The following is a 17,709-nucleotide window of genomic DNA, read 5'->3' on the forward strand; positions in this document are numbered from 1 at the left end:
AAATTACAGGAGTGCCAAATCCGGTCACAGGTGGCTATGGATGAGAAGAAATAGGCGTATTTTGTGATAAATAAATATCAACTAACTTTTTTATTTCTTCTTGATGTTTTCTAATTTGCTCTTTACCCCATGTATTGTTTTCAAAACTTTCAAACATTATGAGGCGCTTCAAACTTGAATTATCATCCTGGAATAATTTTTTCTTATCGATTGGGTTTTCCTTATTACCTTTCGAATTTTGAGATGCGGAAATTAAACATAAATTTCCTATTCCATTATAAAGAGAAATATTCTCAGGATCATTTCGTCGGGCATGTTCTTGCGATAAAAGATGCTCTCTAGAAGTTAATTGCCTGAATTTAAAATTATTAAATTTATTTTTTATGTTTTCTATTTTATTTATAATAGTATCTGGAGCGCCTTCTTTCTTTTCCTTATAAAGTTTCCAAAGTAAAAAATCTATAAAATAGAGATTATATATAGTTATATTAGGGTAGCTTAAACAAACTCTATTAAACTTACTTTTTGCTATTTCCCACAATTCTTGTCTATACTTTTCTGCGGTAGGATTCTCGTTTTTGCTAAGCCATTTCATTATTTTATGTAACCAATCATTATACGTGTTACTAGAATCAGAATAATACAACATCAGTTCTATTTTAACTATCTCTTCATCATCTTCAAAGGTTTTGATTATCGTATTAGAATCGGCATTATCTAATTTTCTAATACCCCAATTTTGTTTTGTTTCATCTGCATTTGTTATATCTTGTTTGATTACATAGGTATCAAACATCTTTCGATATTTCAGTAAATCATTAATAAATATTTTAGGTTCTGGATCGATTTCTTTAAATTGTTGTAAAAGTTTTTTATCATCAAGTGCTACTTGTTCATACCTTAACTTTAACACTTGTAGTAAAAAATTAGAGAAATTTATTATAGACTTGTATTTATCTTGAGTATATTTTTCTTTATTAATAGTATCTTTATCATTATTATGTTCAATAATTTCCTTTAATGTATAAGAGACGTGATCATTCGTTTCATTATCTGCATCTTCCATTTTTACATTTACATAATTGGACATATCTGAACAAGCTTCCCATATCATAGCAAATTTTTGGTGATCCATTTCATCATCAGTAGCGAGCTTTCCCATCAAAAGTGCTTTTACAATTTCGTGTTTCTCTAGCTGTTCACCTCGATTGTTCATTATTTCAAAATAATGATTTAAATCTGTATCTTTTGGTATATCTACATGGAATAAATAAACTTTATTATAAAATGTATCTGAAAAATCTGTAACATTTTCTATAGATCTTAATTCTTCTTGGATAATTTCTATCGCATCTTTGATCGCAACTATACTTATATCTTGGTCATTAAAATCACATAATACATTTATAAAATCGTTTTTATCAGTATTGTACAAACGATCTATATAGTTTTGAACCCTTTTTCGAGAATCGAACTTAAGGTTCGATGTTTTAACAACAAATAGTATATCATTATCTTTATTCTCATAATTCCAATTTTTTAAGACTAGATTTATCAATACAAGCGTTGTAAACCTTTGCTGGCCATCAACCAACTCAAAAACACCATCTTCACGTTTAAAACAAACTAGAGAACCTAGATAATAATTTTTACTTTCTCCATTTTGCGAATATTCATTGATATCCCTAATTAACTGAGCTATTTCAGTCTTCTCCCAAGCGTAATTGCGTTGATATCGTGGGATTATATAATAATTATTTGATAATATTTCTTCTATGCTTAAGGGCTCATATTTCATTTTCTATTCCTCCATATATAAATTTACATATTTTTTCAGTTCCAATAACACTACTTTCATTTTTCTTTTTATAATTTTTAAATTGATAATCATGTAAATCGGCTGGGCTTAGACTATTGCTTATTCTATTAAAAACTTTTATTGCTTCACTATGTATAATTGTTTCTACAGTAATTCTATTCTTCTCGCAACGCAATGTATAAACTAATTTATAAAATGCTTGATAAATATTTTCAAAATCATCATTAATAAAGCCAAATTTATCAATGAATGCTATCATAATATTCTCAAATAGATTTCTAACTTTTTCATCTCCGCTCCTCGACCAGCCACTATATCCAAAACAATATTCTTCATAAAATTCAACAAATTGTTTTGATTTTGCTTTTATTTCATCTTCTTTATTTAAATCAAATATCTGCTCACGAAGACTAATATAATAATCAACATATTCAAAAAATCTTTTACCGTTAATTATGGGGCTTGTAATTTAGAATGGGAAAGTTTGCGCAACATTTAAATTTATTAATATTTTATTTTTTTTTAAATTTTCAAATAATCCATCTAACATTCGTATTCCGGTTTCATAAGGATATATTTGGGGTTGTTTAAGTGAAACACCTTTAAATTCGTCTATTTCATCTTTTGTAAAATTATATTTATATTCATTTTTACTCCATTTACGAATTCTAAAGAGATGATTGCCGAGTATTGGTTTTAAAGATCCGTTACTTATCGATTTTTCCCATCGTTCAACACATTTTTCTCGTTCTTCTTCACTATCGGACTCCATTTCACGTAAATGAAATGCTTTTAATAAATCATACGGTTCAAGTGGTTTACCTCTTGCATTTTGAGCATCAAATAGTTGAAATGCTTCTTCCTGATCAAGAACTGTAAATAGAACAACTTCACATTTGTTCATGATTTTTCTTCTAAAATCTTTTTTATCTTTATCGTTTTCCAGTTTTGCACTTATCCATTGATTTATTACATGGTAATTATAAACAATATTGTTTTTTGAAATAGCATTGTTTTTAATTGGTTTGTTTAGTAATAACACATCTTCTTTGTCATTTTTTTCGTCTAACGCGTATAATAATATAGAAATGGTTATAAGTCTCTGCTGTCCATCTACAATATCATATTTACCATTATTCTCGTGAAGAATTATATTTCCAATTCTAAAATCCTTATTTTTAATAAGGATATATTCATAAATATCTTCTAAGAGCTGAAAAACATTTTTATCAGTCCATTTATATGGTCGTTGATACTCAGGGATCTCCAGATTTAATGTTTTATCTAGCAAAGCATTTAATTTTATTATTTCTTGTGTTGGTGTTGTAGCCATACTATTCCTCTTTATAAAAGCCAAAACTATTAAAAATAATAAAATATATATTTTAACATGGGAATTATAATTTATCAAACACAATTTTAAATCATTATGTTTCCCTCTATTCTATTGTCACCAGCTGAAATAACTCATCATAATAATACACAAAACGGCCATGCTGAAAACCAATGAGTGCTTTTTTATCCTTTTTTTTATAATTTATTACAACCTCTTTTATCCCAATACAGGGCTCTGATATGTGCTCCCTTGCAACACCATTTGAGCACCTATCCAAAGATACATACCAAAAGTCATTGCAAATAAGGTAATACTCTTCTGTAGCCGCAAGGAAACGGTACCCCTTACGTTCATACCGTCCTAGTAGTTCTCTTTTCTCTGTACCATTTTTTATTTCATAGCTAACTAAATAGTTTTCATCTTGGGTTATCATATAGGTGGATAAAACAGCTACTGTTTCCTCTTGCACATAATCAATGTACCCTATAAGAGTGCCAATTCCGGTCACAGATATTTCATCATTTGCAGAAATGCCTATAGTAGGTCATAATTACCATATCATGTATAAACAATTATCAGAGATACTTACGGCGGCCCGATTAATATCCCGTACCAGCGGCGCAACGATTAAGGAGCTCGAAAACCACCTGCATCTATCCCGCCGTTCTGTATATCGGCTTCTGGATACTTTGGAAGAACTTGGGTATCCCTTGTATGATGAATTTCATGGCAAAGAACGGGTCATTTTTCTTAATGAACACCGGGACAACCTGCGCTGGTGGATTCCCTATCCTCAGGTAGAGCTTAACTCAGAAGATATCATACTCTTAGAGTATTTATTTAAAGAAGCCGCAAAGACCTCAGCGGTGGCCAACGAGATAAGACGGCTCAAAGAAAAATTGGGGCCCCTGCTGGCAGAAGGCGGCTACACCCTTGCTGGCGACCTTCATCAATCTGGAATTCTTCCTGCGCCTTCCCTTTCCAAAAAGTTTGATGCATCTAAACACCAGCTTCTTAAAACCATACTCCAGGGCATACAAGAGCGCGCAGTCTGCATTGTTTCCTATCAAGCCATATCGAGCGCAACGGTAAAAACCTTTCGTATTCATCCCCTTATATTGATGGAAAAATATGGCGGTTTGTACCTTTTCGTGTTTGTTCCCTACTATGGAAACATTCGTATATTAGCCGTCGAACGCATTAAAAACTTTGAGCTTACCGAAGAAGAATTTGCTATGCCAGCCCACTTTACTCCCGAGCCATGGCTAACAGACCCCTTTGGCATTATACTCAACAAAACCTTTACAGCCCGTATTTGGTTTTCTCCGGAACAAGCCCCCTATATTCAAGAACTGAATTGGCCCGAAGGGTCCAATCTGGAAACCCAAAATGATGGGTCCCTGATCCTTACCGTACAAACAGCCGCTGATTATGAACTAAAACGCTGGGTTCTCAGTTTCGGTTCATCAGCCTGTTTGCTCGAACCTGAGCATTTACGAAGGGAAATACAAAAGGAACTTCAGGATATGGAAAATCTGTATCAATAACTAAAAAAATTTGACAATAAATAAAAGCACTATCTACACTTAGTACAAGAACGTTCCAAGGGGTTATCCATGAAGAACAAAACTTTTTTCCTCCTTATTTTAGCAATGACTTTGCTATTATCTTCCTGTATTGAAATAACCCAACATATCAGATTGGAAAACAATACCATAATAAACAACACAAGAATTGTTATTCAAAAAGCCTTGCTTACTATGGCCCAGAGTTATGGTAATGATTCTGACCTGTCATCACTTGAATTTAACGATGAAACAATCTATCAAATTAGTGAACAAATACCAAAAGAAAATTTTGTATCAATTAAAAAAGTCAATAATGAATTAGAAAATGGTCTTGAGATAACTGTTCGATACCCGCGAACTAAAAGACCCACAGTACAGAATGATGATGTTGCACCAATCTTTTATCCCTATTTAAAAAATAAAACCTTGGTTGTAGAATTTAATAATATGAGTTCTACCAATATTGATGAAAATAATCAAATGGTTTCGGCTATACTTTCTGGCTTTAAATATCGCTTGTTTATTGATAGTTCCGTATTAAGTTCACCCAAAAAGGCAACTTTATATACTAAAGATGAAGAAACGACCTATACTATGCCTCTAATAAACTATTCAAACTTTACTCTGGTAGAAATATCCATGGCATATCTCTTAAGCGGCCAATCTTTACGTTTGGTAATTGAGTAAGGGGCGCTTTTTAAGAAGTCTATTCCACCAACAACGCCCGGTCGCCAGCAAATTCCTGTTTGCGAATTTCGCGGAAACGATGTACCAGGGCATCTACGGTAAGGCTCGATTTTTCTGTGCCTGAGACATCCATGATGATTTCACCCTTATCCATCATGACGAGCCGGTTTCCAATAGTGATAGCCCGAGCCATGTCGTGGGTAACCATGATGACCGAAAGCTCATATTCCTGGGCAAAGCGTTGAGTAAGTTCCAAAACCTTTTCCGCATTGGCAGGGTCCAGGGCGGCGGTATGCTCATCCAGAAGGAGGATGCTTGGCCGGGCAATGACCGCCATAAGGAGGGTAAGGGCTTGCCGCTGACCTCCAGAAAGACGGCTCACATTTTCTTTCATACGGTTTTCCAAACCGATACCCAATTCGGCAAGCCGGTCCCGAAACTCTACCTTTCGCGCCCGGGTCATCGCAATGGTAAGGGGTTTCCGTCCCTTCCGGGCCGCCACAGCCAGGTTGTCTTCCACGGTCATTTCTGCGGCGGTCCCCGCCAGGGGGTCCTGAAACACCCGGCCGATCGATCGGGCGCGAAGGTACTCCGGTTCGCCGGTCCGATCGATCCCATCGATCACTATGGAGCCTGAGCTGGGGCGAACCGATCCGGCGATAAGGTTCAGCAGGGTGCTCTTGCCGGCTCCATTGGAACCAATGACGGTGACAAAATCCCCCTGTCCGATCATCAATCTAATGGAATTTAAAGCCCTTCGTTCATCGGGGGTATTGGCATTAAAAACGACGATACAATCCTGCAGACTGATCATAGTACTTCCTCCGCCTTCCGTTGCAGGCTTGCCTGCTGAGCCCGCTGGTCCTGCAGAGCGCTTTTCCACTGACCGAGAACAAGGGAAAGGACAATCATCAGGGCGGTGAGAAGCCTGAGGTCGTTGGGGGTAATCCCCGCGATATACCCATAAAACCGGGCCCCAAAGAGAATCGCCTTAAAGATGATGGCCCCCAGCACTACCCGGAACAGCTGAAGCCCGATCCGGTTGGTTCTGAGGACCAGTTCGCCGATCATTACCGAGGCAAGTCCCAGGGCAACGACGCCTGCCCCAAGGTTTACATCGGCAAAACCGTGGTGCTGACTTGCCAGGGCGCCGGCGAAGGCAACGAGGGCGTTTGCCAGGGCGACCCCGGCGGCTTTAAAGGTCGTCGGGTTCGAACCGGAAGCAATGACCACTTTTACATTGTCCCCTAAGGCGCCCATCGTAAGGCCGAACTCGGTGTGAAAAAAGAGGTCCAGCAGCACCATGATGATGATGGCTAGTAGCAAGAAAAAGAGTGCACTTGCCACTTCAGGGGGCAAGGCGGGAAACCAGGTGGCGCTAAACTGTATGAGGGGGCGGTTGCTGATGAGCTGGATGTTGGATCGGCCGCCCATAACACGCAGGTTGATGGAATACAGGCCCGTCATAACGACGATACCGGCCAGAAGGGGCGGCACCTTAAGTCCCGTGTGGATGAGGGATGTCATTGTTCCCGCCAGGGCGCCTGCGGTTATCGCAATGAGGGCTGCCACCGGGAAGGGGATGCCCGCTGTAAGACAGCTAGCCGCGACCGCAGCACCCAGGGGAAAACTCCCCTCCACGGTGAGGTCAGGGAAATCGAGGACCCGGAAGGTGATAAACACCCCCATGGCCAGGATGCCGTAAATTAAGCCTTCTACCAGTATCGCTGAAATCATGAAGTACGAACCTTACCCTTAGTTTTACTTGCCGATAACGAGGGATGCCCGATCTATGTAGGCCTGGGGTACGGTGACACCGATTTTTTTAGCTACATCCAGATTGATGACCAGAGCCTGTTCTTTGGGGTCCTTTGCAAAGTATGTGGGAATATCGGCGGTCTTTTTGCCTTTAAGAACTTCTACCACGATGCGGCCCGTAGCCTTACCCATTTCGTAGTAGTTAAAGCCCACTGCGGCCAGTACGGGAACGGTCTCAGCAGAACTGGGGTCCGCCGTTACCAGGGGCAATTTTGCCTTTAGGCAGATATCCGCCACGGTAGAAATAGCGGAAAACACCGTGTTATCCGTAGACAGGTAAATACCATCGACCCGGCCGACAAGGGATGTCAAAGCCTGGGAAACTTCAGCAGAATTGGTAACCGTGGCGGTAACAAACTCAAGCCCCTTGGACTTAACATAGGCTTCTGCCTTGGCGGCGGTGGTAACCGAGTTGGCTTCTCCCGCATTATAAATATGGCCGATTCGCTTAATGTTTGGGGCCAGGGCGATGAGGGTATCAAGCTGGCCTTCCAGGGGCGGCAGGTCAGACGTACCGGTGATATGTTCGCCCCCCTTGTCATAGGAAGCCACAAGGCCCGCCGCAACGGGGTCAGTAACGGCAGAATAGATGACAGGGATGTCGGTAAGCACATTAGCCAGAGCCATGGCGGTGGGGGTTGCAATACCGACCGCCACATTGACCTTATCAACCTTGAATTTCTGGGCAATCTGGGAAGCCGTGGCAGGTTCTCCGTTGGCATTTTGTAGGTCAATCTTTGCTTTTGGGAAGGCAGCAGTTATTTCTTCTACAATACCTTTTTCCAAGGCATCCAGGGCAGGATGGGCTACTATTTTTGCCACACCGATTTTCGGTTCATCGGATACTTTTTTTACTGAACCGGCACCGCAGGCGGCCAGGGCTACAAGTCCTAGGCCAATCAGGGTATAGCCAATCATTTTCACGCTTTTCTTCATATTACTACTCCTTAATGTTTCTTTTAATAGAAACGTTTACAAAATATACCGATACGGATGAACTATGTCAAGTTAAAAAGGACTTAAGAAGTTTATTTCACCGCTTCTATGGCAGACTGTAAGGCCGCTTCCAGCATTTCCTGGGGTGGTTCTTTAATATGACCTAACCGTTGCATATCTGCCACTAAAGAGCGAGATGCGGCAATGTCTGCCTTTGCTTGCTGGTATACCTCGTCCCAGGTCATGGGAACCCTGGCTACATCCTCCGCAATGGCCTGCATGGCCACATCGGCCGCTTCTACCGCAAAGACCTCGGTTTCTTCCATGGTGGCAATTATATTTTCAGGGCTAATCCCCCGTCGTTCCGCAAAGTCGGCAATTGAGTGGGCACAGCGGATCGCCATACCATCGGTAATTTTTCTGGATCGAACTAAAAGGGCTCCTTTCAGGATTCCCGGAAAGCAAACCGAATTATTCACCTGATTGGGAAAGTCACCCCGGCCAGTGGCTACAATGTAAGCCCCTTCTTCTTTAGCCGCATAGGGCCAGATTTCAGGTACCGGATTGGCACAAGCAAAGACTATAGCCTTTTCCGCCATAGAGCGAACCCATTCCCGTTTAACCGTATCCGGTCCGGGCGTAGAAAGGGCAATAAGAACATCGGCACCCTTAATAGCTGTGTCCATATCCTTAATACCCTGGGGGTTGGTTTTTTGGCAAAGCTCCCATTTCCGGTAGTTGCGGGTATCAGTTTCTATATCCTTCCGCCCCGTATGCAACGAACCCTGAGAGTCGAACATGATAATCTTTGCCGGATCTGCCCCATCGGTCATGAGCAGGCGGGCAATAGTCGTGTTCGATGCCCCCGCACCAAGCAACACAATCCGGACCTCTGAAAGTTTTTTATTCACCAACTTCAGCGCATTGATGAGCCCCGCCAAGGTGACACAGGCGGTTCCCTGGGCGTCATCATGCCAGACCGGAATATCGCAAGTCTCCCGCAGTTCATCAAGAACCTTAAAACAATTGGGCTGACTGATATCTTCCAGATTGATGGCCCCAAAGGAATGCTGGACCATTTTTACAAATTCAATAATTTTATCGGGGTTGTTTTTTCCGCTGGCATCCCGGGAATCGACACAGAGGGGCACCGCATCCACACCGCCTAAGTATTTCATCAACATGGCCTTCCCTTCCATGACCCCGAGGCCTCCAGGGGGCGTACAGTCTCCGTCCCCAAGGACCCGGGTGGAGTCGGAAACCACCGCGACCATGTTTCCCCGGCTGGAAAGCGCAAAGGAGCTGTCATTGTCATCCCGTATGGTGGTGGATATTTTTGAAACCCCGGGGGTGTACCAGACATTGAACCAGTTAAAACCAAAAATGCCGCACCGGGGCAGGGTCTGCATTTTACCACCATAAAATTGATGAGCTTCGAGAGAAAGATTTTTGAGAAAGAGGGTCTTGGCCCGGGCTTTTTGCTCTTCGGTAAAATCTCCAGGGAAGAGGCTGTCCAGATCTTTAAGACTAATATCTACGTTCATGTGGCAATCCTTATTAAGTTACCGGATGCACTAGCAGTGAGTACCGGCTATTTTGGCGTCAGATTACCACGAAACTATGTGAATATCCAGAACCAGAGACATTTTATACAATCTAAAAGTTGGATTTATAAAAGAACTATACATTTTATTGAAGGACATATTATACTTATTACGTATCATACATATTATGTATGGAGGTTTTTATGCCTAATGTAACGATGAGTATTGATGAAGAACTATTAAAATCTGCCCGAAAAATAGCCATTGAAAAAAATACAACCGTATCTGATATGGTCCGATCATACCTTACTAACTTAGTAAAATCGGAAACAATACGACGAGAATATGTAGCAGATGAACTTGAACGGCTTTTTAATAAAAGCACCGCCCATTCGCAGGGTATACGACTGACTCGGGATGCGCTCCATGACCGATAAAATAATTTTTCTTGATACCAACATTTTAGTATATGCTAATGACAATGCTTATCCAGAAAAGCAAAAAATTGCACGGAACTATATTCGTGAGGTTATTATAACAGGAAATGGATACATCTCTACCCAGGTTTTGGCTGAGTTCTGGGTTACAGTTACTCAAAAACTACCCACATGCCTTTCACAAGACCTAGCTCGGGAACAAATAAGTCTTTTTTCGAACTTTCATATAATACCAGTTGAATACCCAACTATTTTAGAGGCTATTCGGCTTCAAGAACGGTATCAAATCTCCTTTTGGGACGCTCAAATAATAGCCTCTGCATTACAGGTAAATGCAACGGTACTGTTGACTGAAGATTTGCAGCATGGGCTTAGTATAAATTCTATTACGATACAAAACCCCTTTTTATAATTGGGCCCGGGAAGCTTTTTTAGAAGCATACCAAAGCAGTACTGCTACAGGAACAATCAGCACGAGAGCAATCAGATTACCACGGAACAATTCAAATATCCAGAACCGGAGGGGATTTCCACCATCGGTGAAGGAGCTCACCACGAGGCTTGAGCCTTCCGATACACCGGGAATTGTCCCAGCCTTCTGGGCAAGTTCGGTAATAAGCGGCCCCAGAGCTGTAGCACTATAGAGAAAAGCAATAATAACCGGCAAGGCAATAAGAATGGCTCGGATCACATTGCCCCCGCTTATAAGCACTACTACAGAAAAGATGGACATGAGATTTGGCAAATCCCCAGCAGGAAGCACTTTGTTTCCAGGCAGTACAAAGGCCAGGGCAAGACTGATGGGCATTAAAAGCATTCCGGTTACAATCACCGAGGGAATCTTCATTAAAAAGCCCGTATCCATAGCAATGGCTATGGTTCGTCTTCCAAAAAGGGGTGCCATCCGTTCAGACGCAGCCCGGGAAATAGAACCTGTCGCATCACCAATCAGGGATCCGCAATGGGGCAGAAGAAACATAATCGCCGCAATTTTAACCGCCGTCTCGAGGATCTGCTTCACATCATAGGCTGCCAAATACCCGAAAAGGAGGCCCATAAATAAACCAACAATCATGGGTTCCCCGAGGACTGCCCAGGGGCCTTCCGACCGGGAAGGATTCCAATGGAGCCAGCGCAAGCCAGGGATTTTTTCGATGACCGCATCCATAGCAATAGCCCAGGGTGCAAAACCGGCAACCGTAAGAGGACTAATGCTCACTCCGGTAATTCCCGCCACATTCTGGACATAGGGTGTGGTCATTTCGGACATTTTAAAAACCAGCAGGGCCGCAAATAAACTGCCAGCAAGAGCAAGCGGCAGCGGAATACCAACCGCCATGAGCATAGAGCCAATCAGGGCAAAATGCCAGTAGTTCCAGATATCAATATAAAAAACCGTGGTCCACCGGAGGAGGAGCATTAACACATTGAGGAACAGCACGAGGAGAATGATGAGGGGCGCAATCCATGAAGACCAGGTTATGGCGGCAAGGGGCGGCCATCCGGCATCGATAATAGGAAACTGAAGGTTCCGAGCTTCGACCATGGCTTGAACCGCAGGGTGCATCATGCCAAGAAAGGCATCAAAAATAAGAAAAACCCCTGCAAAACCGATGCCTACTTTAAGAGATTGGAGAAGAGCCTTTCCGAGAGGCATTTTGGAAAACAGGGCGATGATAAAGAATAGAATTGGAAGTAAGAGATATACCTTAAATGAAAAAATCCAACTAATCACATCGCTTAAAACCTGCATATCCCCACCTCCCATACCTTTTCATCAACCTGATTTATACAACAACAGGGGCTCCCTGCACAATAACAGGGGGCCCGAACAATAAAACAACAGCAAACTCAACGCTTACATCACCAATACCATTCAGATCCTAAGCATTAGAATCTAGCTATTGAGCTCAGCAAGCTCGCTCTTTACCATGCCTACCAGTTCTGTAATGGCTTCGGATATTTCCAGAAGCCGGTTATCCTTATCTTTACGGCGCTTTACTTCTACCTTGGGAAGGTTCTTTTCGCCAATCACCACCCTGAGGGGGATACCGATCAGGTCCGCATCCTTAAACTTCACGCCGGGCCGCTCATCCCGGTCATCCACCAGCACCTCGATGCCCTGCCGGGCCAGTTCAGCCTCGATCCGGTCTGTAGTCTCTTTCACAGCACCATCATATTTAATCGGTACGAGGATGACATGGTAAGGGGCCACCGACATAGGCCACACAATACCGTCCTGATCATGATGTTCTTCTATAATAGAAGCCAACGTCCGGTCTACACCGATGCCATAGCACCCCATGGTGGGGATCTGGGTTTTACCATCCACATCGAGGTAGGTTACGTTCATAGACTTGGTATATTTGTAACCAAGCTTAAAGATGTGGCCCAGCTCGTTCCCTTTCTTTTCATAGAGTTCGCCACCGCAGAGCACACAGCGATCTCCTGCCTTCACGGTCCGTACATCAGCCACCATCCAGGGGGTAAAGTCCCGGCCATAGGCCACATGGGCATAGTGGAGGTCCTTTGCCAGGGCTCCGGTAACCCCATCGGTCATAGCGGTTACCGACTCATCGGCCACTACGGGAAGTCCTGTGAGACCCACAGGGCCTGCAAACCCAACCGGTGCGCCGGTGAGACGTTCCACATCCACATCGGATGCAAGCATGACTTCGCTCGCCTTGAGGGTTGCTGCCAGTTTGGTTTCATTCACATCCAAATCGCCCCGGATGGCTACCGCGAAGAAAGCTTCAGGATAGGTTTTGGGGGCATCCGGTGCCGGAGCATGTTTTTCCAGTTTTGAACAGCCCGGCGCCCCGGACAAATCCAATTCCACATTGAGGGCTTTATAAATGAGGGTTTTTATAAAGGACTTGGCATCGGTTTTGAGGAAGGCACAGAGTTCCTCGATGGTCCGCACCGAAGGGGTCTCAATTTTTTCGATGGGAGGCGTTGCAGCCGCCGCGGTCCGGGCGGCCTCGAGAGAAGCAGGGGCAACAAAGTCGGCTTTGCAGGCAGCCTTTTCTACGTTGGCCGCATAGTCGCAGTCCTTGCAGAGAATAAGGGTATTGTCGCCAATCTCACTTTCTACCATGAATTCTTCTGAGCCCGTACCGCCCATCGCCCCCGTATCCGCCCGGACCGGGATAACCGTAAGCCCACAGCGCTTAAAAATCCGCCGGTAAGCCCGCCCCATAGCCTGATAGGTTCTATCGAGGCTTTCATCATCGGTGTGATAGGAATAGGCATCCTTCATGGTAAATTCCCGGCCCCGCATAACTCCGTACCGGGGACGGATTTCATCCCGGTATTTAGTGTTAATCTGGTACAGTGTCAGGGGAAGCTGGCGATAACTATTAAGTTCGTCCCGCACGAGAGCAGTAAACGCTTCCTCCGCCGTAGGAGACACAACAAAATCATTGCCGAGCCGGTTCTTTACCCGGAGCATACCCTCTCCCATGGTCTCCCAGCGGCCCGATTCTTTCCAGATTTCACCGGGAACGACTACCGGCGGTTTTATTTCCAAGGCACCGATGGCATCCATCTCTTCACGAATAATATTTTCCACTTTCCGGAATGAACGAAGTCCGAGGGGCAGATAGGCAAAAAGACCGTTTGCCAGTTTCCGAATCATGGCGGCCCGCATCATGAGCTGGTGACTTACAATAACTGCATCGGCGGGCACTTCCCGCAGGGTAGGTATGAAGGTTTCAGATATTTTCATACAGATTAAATCCTTATAATAGGTAGATACGCGTATAGGAACTTCTAAAAATTGCAGTTTTTAGAGGTCCCTTTTAGAGGTCCCTATATACGATAAAATACCCGGCAAGGCCCACCTTGGGCAAGGGGGGCGGGAATTGATAAGATGAGGTTCTACGCCAGCAAAGTTCTGTACCATTTCGCGATACCCTCGGGACCATGCTGAAGCAGAGCGATAACCAGTGGTCGGCCTATGAGTACCTCCTGAGCGCCAAGAGCCCGGGCAAGACGGAGGTGCCGAATTGTTCTGAGCCCTCCATCAACCCAGATAGCACCGGTATATTTTTTAAGTACTGGACCCTGTTCCCGAAGAAATCGGGCGGTACTTCCCCGTTTTGTTTCGATCCGGCCTCCATGGTTTGAAACCACTACCACATCGGGGCGAAGTTCGGCAACGAGTTCCAAATCCTGACGGGTAAAGACCCCCTTTATGGCAAAAGGCACGCCATACTTTTTATTGGCTGTATCCTTAAGCTCCTGCAGTTCCCGGAACCCCTTCTTTTCAAGACTCACCAGGTTCCGCATCGTTACAATATTATAAGAATCTGTATCGACACCAAAAAGCTCGGCCACCTTTCCAGCCCACCCCATCCGTTCCAGGATTTTTTCATTCGGATAGGGTTTGATGAACACCGCCCCCGTCGTCCCATACTGTTCCAGAGCAGCGATACCCTGCTGTAATTTTTCGTCGGGATAGCCGTCTCCTATTGAAAGGGCAATATTTGCGGCAAGACAGCCCTGCACGACTTCAAAATAGTATGGTTTTTCTTCATCATACCCCATATTTTGCGTAGCTCCCGTCATAGGAGCAAGCCGAACCTGTGGTACATCATTCCCATTCAAACCAAGTTCATCGGCAATCACATCCCAATCACGGACATTGGCAATGAAATTTATATTATCGAAAACCCCGCCAAGACCAGGGAGTTCATTCATACAGGCATACCCATCACAGCGGGAACAAAAATAGCATTTCGGATGTGTACTCAGAGGATTCATAAACTCAAAGCATTACAGACATTCCATGCTTTTTCAAGTAGGCAGAATTAAGCAGGAAGCCCCCAGGCCAAAACCATTCTTTCTGGCCATTATTGACAGGATAAGAGATTTTGCGCTACGATTTTGTACTAGTATTGAACCGGTTTAGTAATCTGTTCAGCCATTCAAGGAGGACCCTTTGAATATCGATAAAGAAACCTTTAAAGAGCACATCAGACTACGGCTGAAACGGCGCTATGGTAAGGAAATTGCTGAAGCGAGCCGCCACGACATTTTCGATGCCGTTGCCGCCGCATCGATGGAATATATCCTCGATAACTGGATGGCAACCCGCAAAGCCTTCGATGCCAATCCCGGCAGGCAGATGTTCTACCTGTCCGCGGAATTCCTCATGGGCCGGGCACTGACCAATAACCTCATCAACCTGGGGATCCTAGATATGGTGAAGGAAGTCCTCACTGAAATTGGCCACGACATCAACGAAATAGAAGACCAAGAACCCGATGCGGGCCTTGGAAACGGCGGTCTCGGCCGACTGGCGGCATGTTTTCTCGACAGCCTGGCCACGATGAACCTCCCCGGTCATGGCTACGGTATCCGCTACCGTTACGGTATGTTTGAACAAAAGATCGAACACTGTCGGCAGATTGAAAAACCGGATAACTGGCTTGAACACCGGGACCCCTGGGAAATTAAGCGGAGCGACCTTGCGGTGGATGTAAAAATCGGGGGCGAAGTTACCCTTATTGTAGATGAACAGGGCCGCGAACGGTTCACCGTTAAAAATGCCGAGATTATCCGGGCTATTCCTCATGACATGCCCATCGTTGGCTACAATACTAAAACCGTTAACACCCTGCGTCTCTGGGAAGCCTACAGCCCCGACGGCTTTAACCTCCAGCTCTTTAACGACATGCAGTACCTCCGGGCTGTCGAAAAGGCCAATCAGGCAGAGGACCTCTCCCGGGTGCTGTACCCCAACGATTCAGGCCCCTCCGGTAAGGCACTTCGGCTTAAACAGCAATACTTCTTTGTATCCGCAAGCCTTCAGGACATACTCCGGTCATTTAAACATCGCTTTGGCACCAATTTTACGAAACTTCCCGACTTCGCCGTCGTTCAGCTCAATGATACCCACCCGGTAGTAGCTATTCCTGAAATGATGCGGCTCCTCATGGACGAAGAGGGCCTCGGATGGGACGAATCCTGGGCAATCGTAACTAAAATGTTCGCCTACACCAACCATACCATCCTTGCAGAAGCCCTGGAAAAATGGCCCCTGGACCTCTTCTCCTCCATCATTCCTCGTATTTATAATATTGTTGAAGAAATCGACCGGCGCCACCAGGAAGCTCTCAAACAGCTCTATCCCAACGACTGGGAACGGCGGCACCGGATGTCCATCATCGCTGACGGCATGATCCACATGGCCCGGCTCGCCATTGTGGGTGGCTTTTCGGTCAACGGCGTTGCAGCGCTTCACACGGAAATTCTTAAAAAACGGGAACTCCGGGACTGGTATGAATGGAAGCCCCAGAACTTTAACAATAAGACCAACGGGGTTACCCAGCGTCGCTGGCTGAAACTGGCCAACCCCGGCCTCTCAGCCCTCATCACCGAAACCATTGGTACCGGTTGGGAAACGGATCTTTCAAAACTTAAGGCTCTGGAACCTTATGTAGAGGACCCCCAGTTCCGCAAACGTTTTGCGGAGATTAAACGGAACAATAAGGTACAGCTTGCAGCCTACCTGCAGAAAACCCAGGGGGTTACCATAGATCCAGACTCTATTTTCGATGTTCAGGTAAAGCGGCTCCATGAATACAAGCGCCAGCTCCTCAATATTTTCCATGTGATGTACCTGCACAATAAGCTTGCCGATGACCCCACCATCGAAATGCCGAAACAGACCTTTATTTTCGGCGCCAAGGCCGCTTCAGGATACCGGCGGGCTAAGTCGATCATCTCCCTCATCTGTGCAGAGGCCGCCCGGATCGACGCCGATCCCCGTGTCAAGGGCCGGCTCAAGGTAGTTTTCGCAGAAAATTACCGGGTAACCCTGGCAGAGAAAATCATTCCCGCCGCAGAGGTCTCCGAACAGATTTCCACCGCCGGTAAGGAAGCCAGCGGCACCGGCAATATGAAATTCATGATGAACGGTGCCTTGACCCTGGGGACCATGGACGGTGCCAATGTCGAAATTGTCCAGGAAGTGGGCCGGAAAAATGCCTTCATTTTCGGTCTTACCGCCGAAGAAATTGCCGCAGTCGAAGCAACCCACTCCTACGATCCTCACCTGTATCTGGGACGCAATCCCGCCCTCGCTCGGGTGGTTCACCAGCTTGTGGATGGCACCTTCGGCCACGAATTCCAGGCAGCCTTTAAGGAACTCTATGACTCTTTAGTACATGGGGTTGATGGCAGCCGCCCGGATTCCTACTACGTTCTTGCCGATTTCGATGCCTATGTGCAAGCCCACGAAAAAGTAGTCAGCACCTACGCCGACCAGGACACATGGAACAAAATGGCCATCATCAATGTGGCCCGCTCGGGAATCTTCTCCACCGACCGGACCATTGCTGAATATGCCAATGATATTTGGAAAATAAAGCCAATCGCAGTAAAATAAAATGGAAGGTTGATGAACTGCGCGGGGCTCCTGAAGTGATCTCCCCTGTGGGAGACCCTTTGGGGGGACCATAAGGGAAATCCCTCGGGAGTCCCGCACACCGTAGAAAGCCAAAAAGGCCCTGGGACAGTACAGTCCTGGGCCTTTTTTATGTCTTGTATGGTAATGCAG

General features: G+C 44.9%; 14 protein-coding genes and 1 pseudogene. 5 read left to right on the forward strand and 10 right to left on the reverse strand.

The window, feature by feature from the left end:
• Positions 1 to 34: 34 nt before the first annotated feature.
• The 3 genes and pseudogenes from SPICA_RS14150 to SPICA_RS14160 form a co-directional block, all read right to left on the reverse strand.
• The gene (locus tag SPICA_RS14150) at positions 35 to 1,798 is read right to left on the reverse strand and encodes a DUF262 domain-containing protein (protein WP_013970169.1); all 1,764 of its coding nucleotides are present in this window, start codon (positions 1,796 to 1,798) and stop codon (positions 35 to 37) included.
• Positions 1,788 to 3,152, reverse strand: a pseudogene (locus SPICA_RS15930) (DUF262 domain-containing protein). The gene SPICA_RS14150 and the pseudogene SPICA_RS15930 overlap by 11 nt, the downstream one beginning before the upstream one ends.
• A gap of 106 nt (positions 3,153 to 3,258) precedes the next feature.
• Entirely contained in the window at positions 3,259 to 3,624 is a 366-nt protein-coding gene (locus SPICA_RS14160; protein WP_156789693.1) for a hypothetical protein, read from the reverse strand.
• A gap of 91 nt (positions 3,625 to 3,715) precedes the next feature.
• Between SPICA_RS14160 and SPICA_RS14165 the strand changes: the two genes are divergently transcribed.
• On the forward strand, positions 3,716 to 4,702 hold the full coding sequence (locus SPICA_RS14165) for a helix-turn-helix transcriptional regulator (protein WP_013970171.1): 987 nt from the start codon (positions 3,716 to 3,718) through the stop codon (positions 4,700 to 4,702).
• A 69-nt stretch (positions 4,703 to 4,771) separates the two neighbouring features.
• Positions 4,772 to 5,410 carry a hypothetical protein gene (locus SPICA_RS14170; RefSeq protein ID WP_013970172.1) on the forward strand — a complete coding sequence of 213 codons (639 nt, stop codon included), beginning with the start codon at positions 4,772 to 4,774 and terminating at the stop codon, positions 5,408 to 5,410.
• A 19-nt stretch (positions 5,411 to 5,429) separates the two neighbouring features.
• Here the strand turns inward: SPICA_RS14170 and SPICA_RS14175 are convergent, their stop codons facing one another.
• The 4 genes from SPICA_RS14175 to SPICA_RS14190 all read right to left on the reverse strand — a co-directional run bounded on the left by SPICA_RS14175 (position 5,430) and on the right by SPICA_RS14190 (position 9,708).
• Complete coding sequence (locus tag SPICA_RS14175) at positions 5,430 to 6,224, reverse strand: ABC transporter ATP-binding protein (RefSeq protein WP_013970173.1); 795 nt, start codon at positions 6,222 to 6,224, stop codon at positions 5,430 to 5,432.
• Positions 6,221 to 7,147, reverse strand: coding sequence for an ABC transporter permease (locus SPICA_RS14180; RefSeq protein WP_013970174.1), 927 nt, complete (start codon positions 7,145 to 7,147; stop codon positions 6,221 to 6,223). The genes SPICA_RS14175 and SPICA_RS14180 overlap by 4 nt, the downstream gene beginning before the upstream one ends.
• A 24-nt stretch (positions 7,148 to 7,171) precedes the next feature.
• Positions 7,172 to 8,164 carry an ABC transporter substrate-binding protein gene (locus SPICA_RS14185; RefSeq protein ID WP_013970175.1) on the reverse strand — a complete coding sequence of 331 codons (993 nt, stop codon included), beginning with the start codon at positions 8,162 to 8,164 and terminating at the stop codon, positions 7,172 to 7,174.
• 92 nt (positions 8,165 to 8,256) lie between these two features.
• On the reverse strand, positions 8,257 to 9,708 hold the full coding sequence (locus SPICA_RS14190) for an NAD(P)-dependent malic enzyme (RefSeq protein WP_013970176.1): 1,452 nt from the start codon (positions 9,706 to 9,708) through the stop codon (positions 8,257 to 8,259).
• 203 nt (positions 9,709 to 9,911) lie between these two features.
• On the opposite strand from SPICA_RS14190, the gene SPICA_RS14195 reads away from it, so the two are divergent.
• Entirely contained in the window at positions 9,912 to 10,145 is a 234-nt protein-coding gene (locus tag SPICA_RS14195) for a DUF6364 family protein (RefSeq protein ID WP_013970177.1), read from the forward strand.
• Entirely contained in the window at positions 10,135 to 10,557 is a 423-nt protein-coding gene (locus SPICA_RS14200) for a PIN domain-containing protein (RefSeq protein ID WP_013970178.1), read from the forward strand. The genes SPICA_RS14195 and SPICA_RS14200 overlap by 11 nt, the downstream gene beginning before the upstream one ends.
• On the opposite strand, the gene SPICA_RS14205 is transcribed toward SPICA_RS14200, so the two are convergent.
• From SPICA_RS14205 to SPICA_RS14215, 3 genes are all read right to left on the reverse strand, one after another.
• Positions 10,552 to 11,898: a PTS transporter subunit IIC gene (locus SPICA_RS14205; RefSeq protein ID WP_013970179.1), complete on the reverse strand. Its 1,347-nt coding sequence runs from the start codon at positions 11,896 to 11,898 to the stop codon at positions 10,552 to 10,554. The genes SPICA_RS14200 and SPICA_RS14205 overlap by 6 nt on opposite strands.
• 144 nt (positions 11,899 to 12,042) lie before the next feature.
• Positions 12,043 to 13,872, reverse strand: a complete 1,830-nt coding sequence (locus tag SPICA_RS14210) for a proline--tRNA ligase (RefSeq protein WP_013970180.1) — start codon at positions 13,870 to 13,872, stop codon at positions 12,043 to 12,045.
• Between the two features lie 152 nt (positions 13,873 to 14,024).
• Positions 14,025 to 14,909: an alpha-hydroxy-acid oxidizing protein gene (locus tag SPICA_RS14215; protein ID WP_013970181.1), complete on the reverse strand. Its 885-nt coding sequence runs from the start codon at positions 14,907 to 14,909 to the stop codon at positions 14,025 to 14,027.
• A gap of 178 nt (positions 14,910 to 15,087) precedes the next feature.
• On the opposite strand from SPICA_RS14215, the gene SPICA_RS14220 reads away from it, so the two are divergent.
• On the forward strand, positions 15,088 to 17,538 hold the full coding sequence (locus tag SPICA_RS14220) for a glycogen/starch/alpha-glucan phosphorylase (RefSeq protein WP_013970182.1): 2,451 nt from the start codon (positions 15,088 to 15,090) through the stop codon (positions 17,536 to 17,538).
• Positions 17,539 to 17,709 lie beyond the last annotated feature (171 nt).

The organism is Gracilinema caldarium DSM 7334 (assembly GCF_000219725.1).
Lineage (GTDB): Bacteria > Spirochaetota > Spirochaetia > Treponematales > Breznakiellaceae > Gracilinema > Gracilinema caldarium.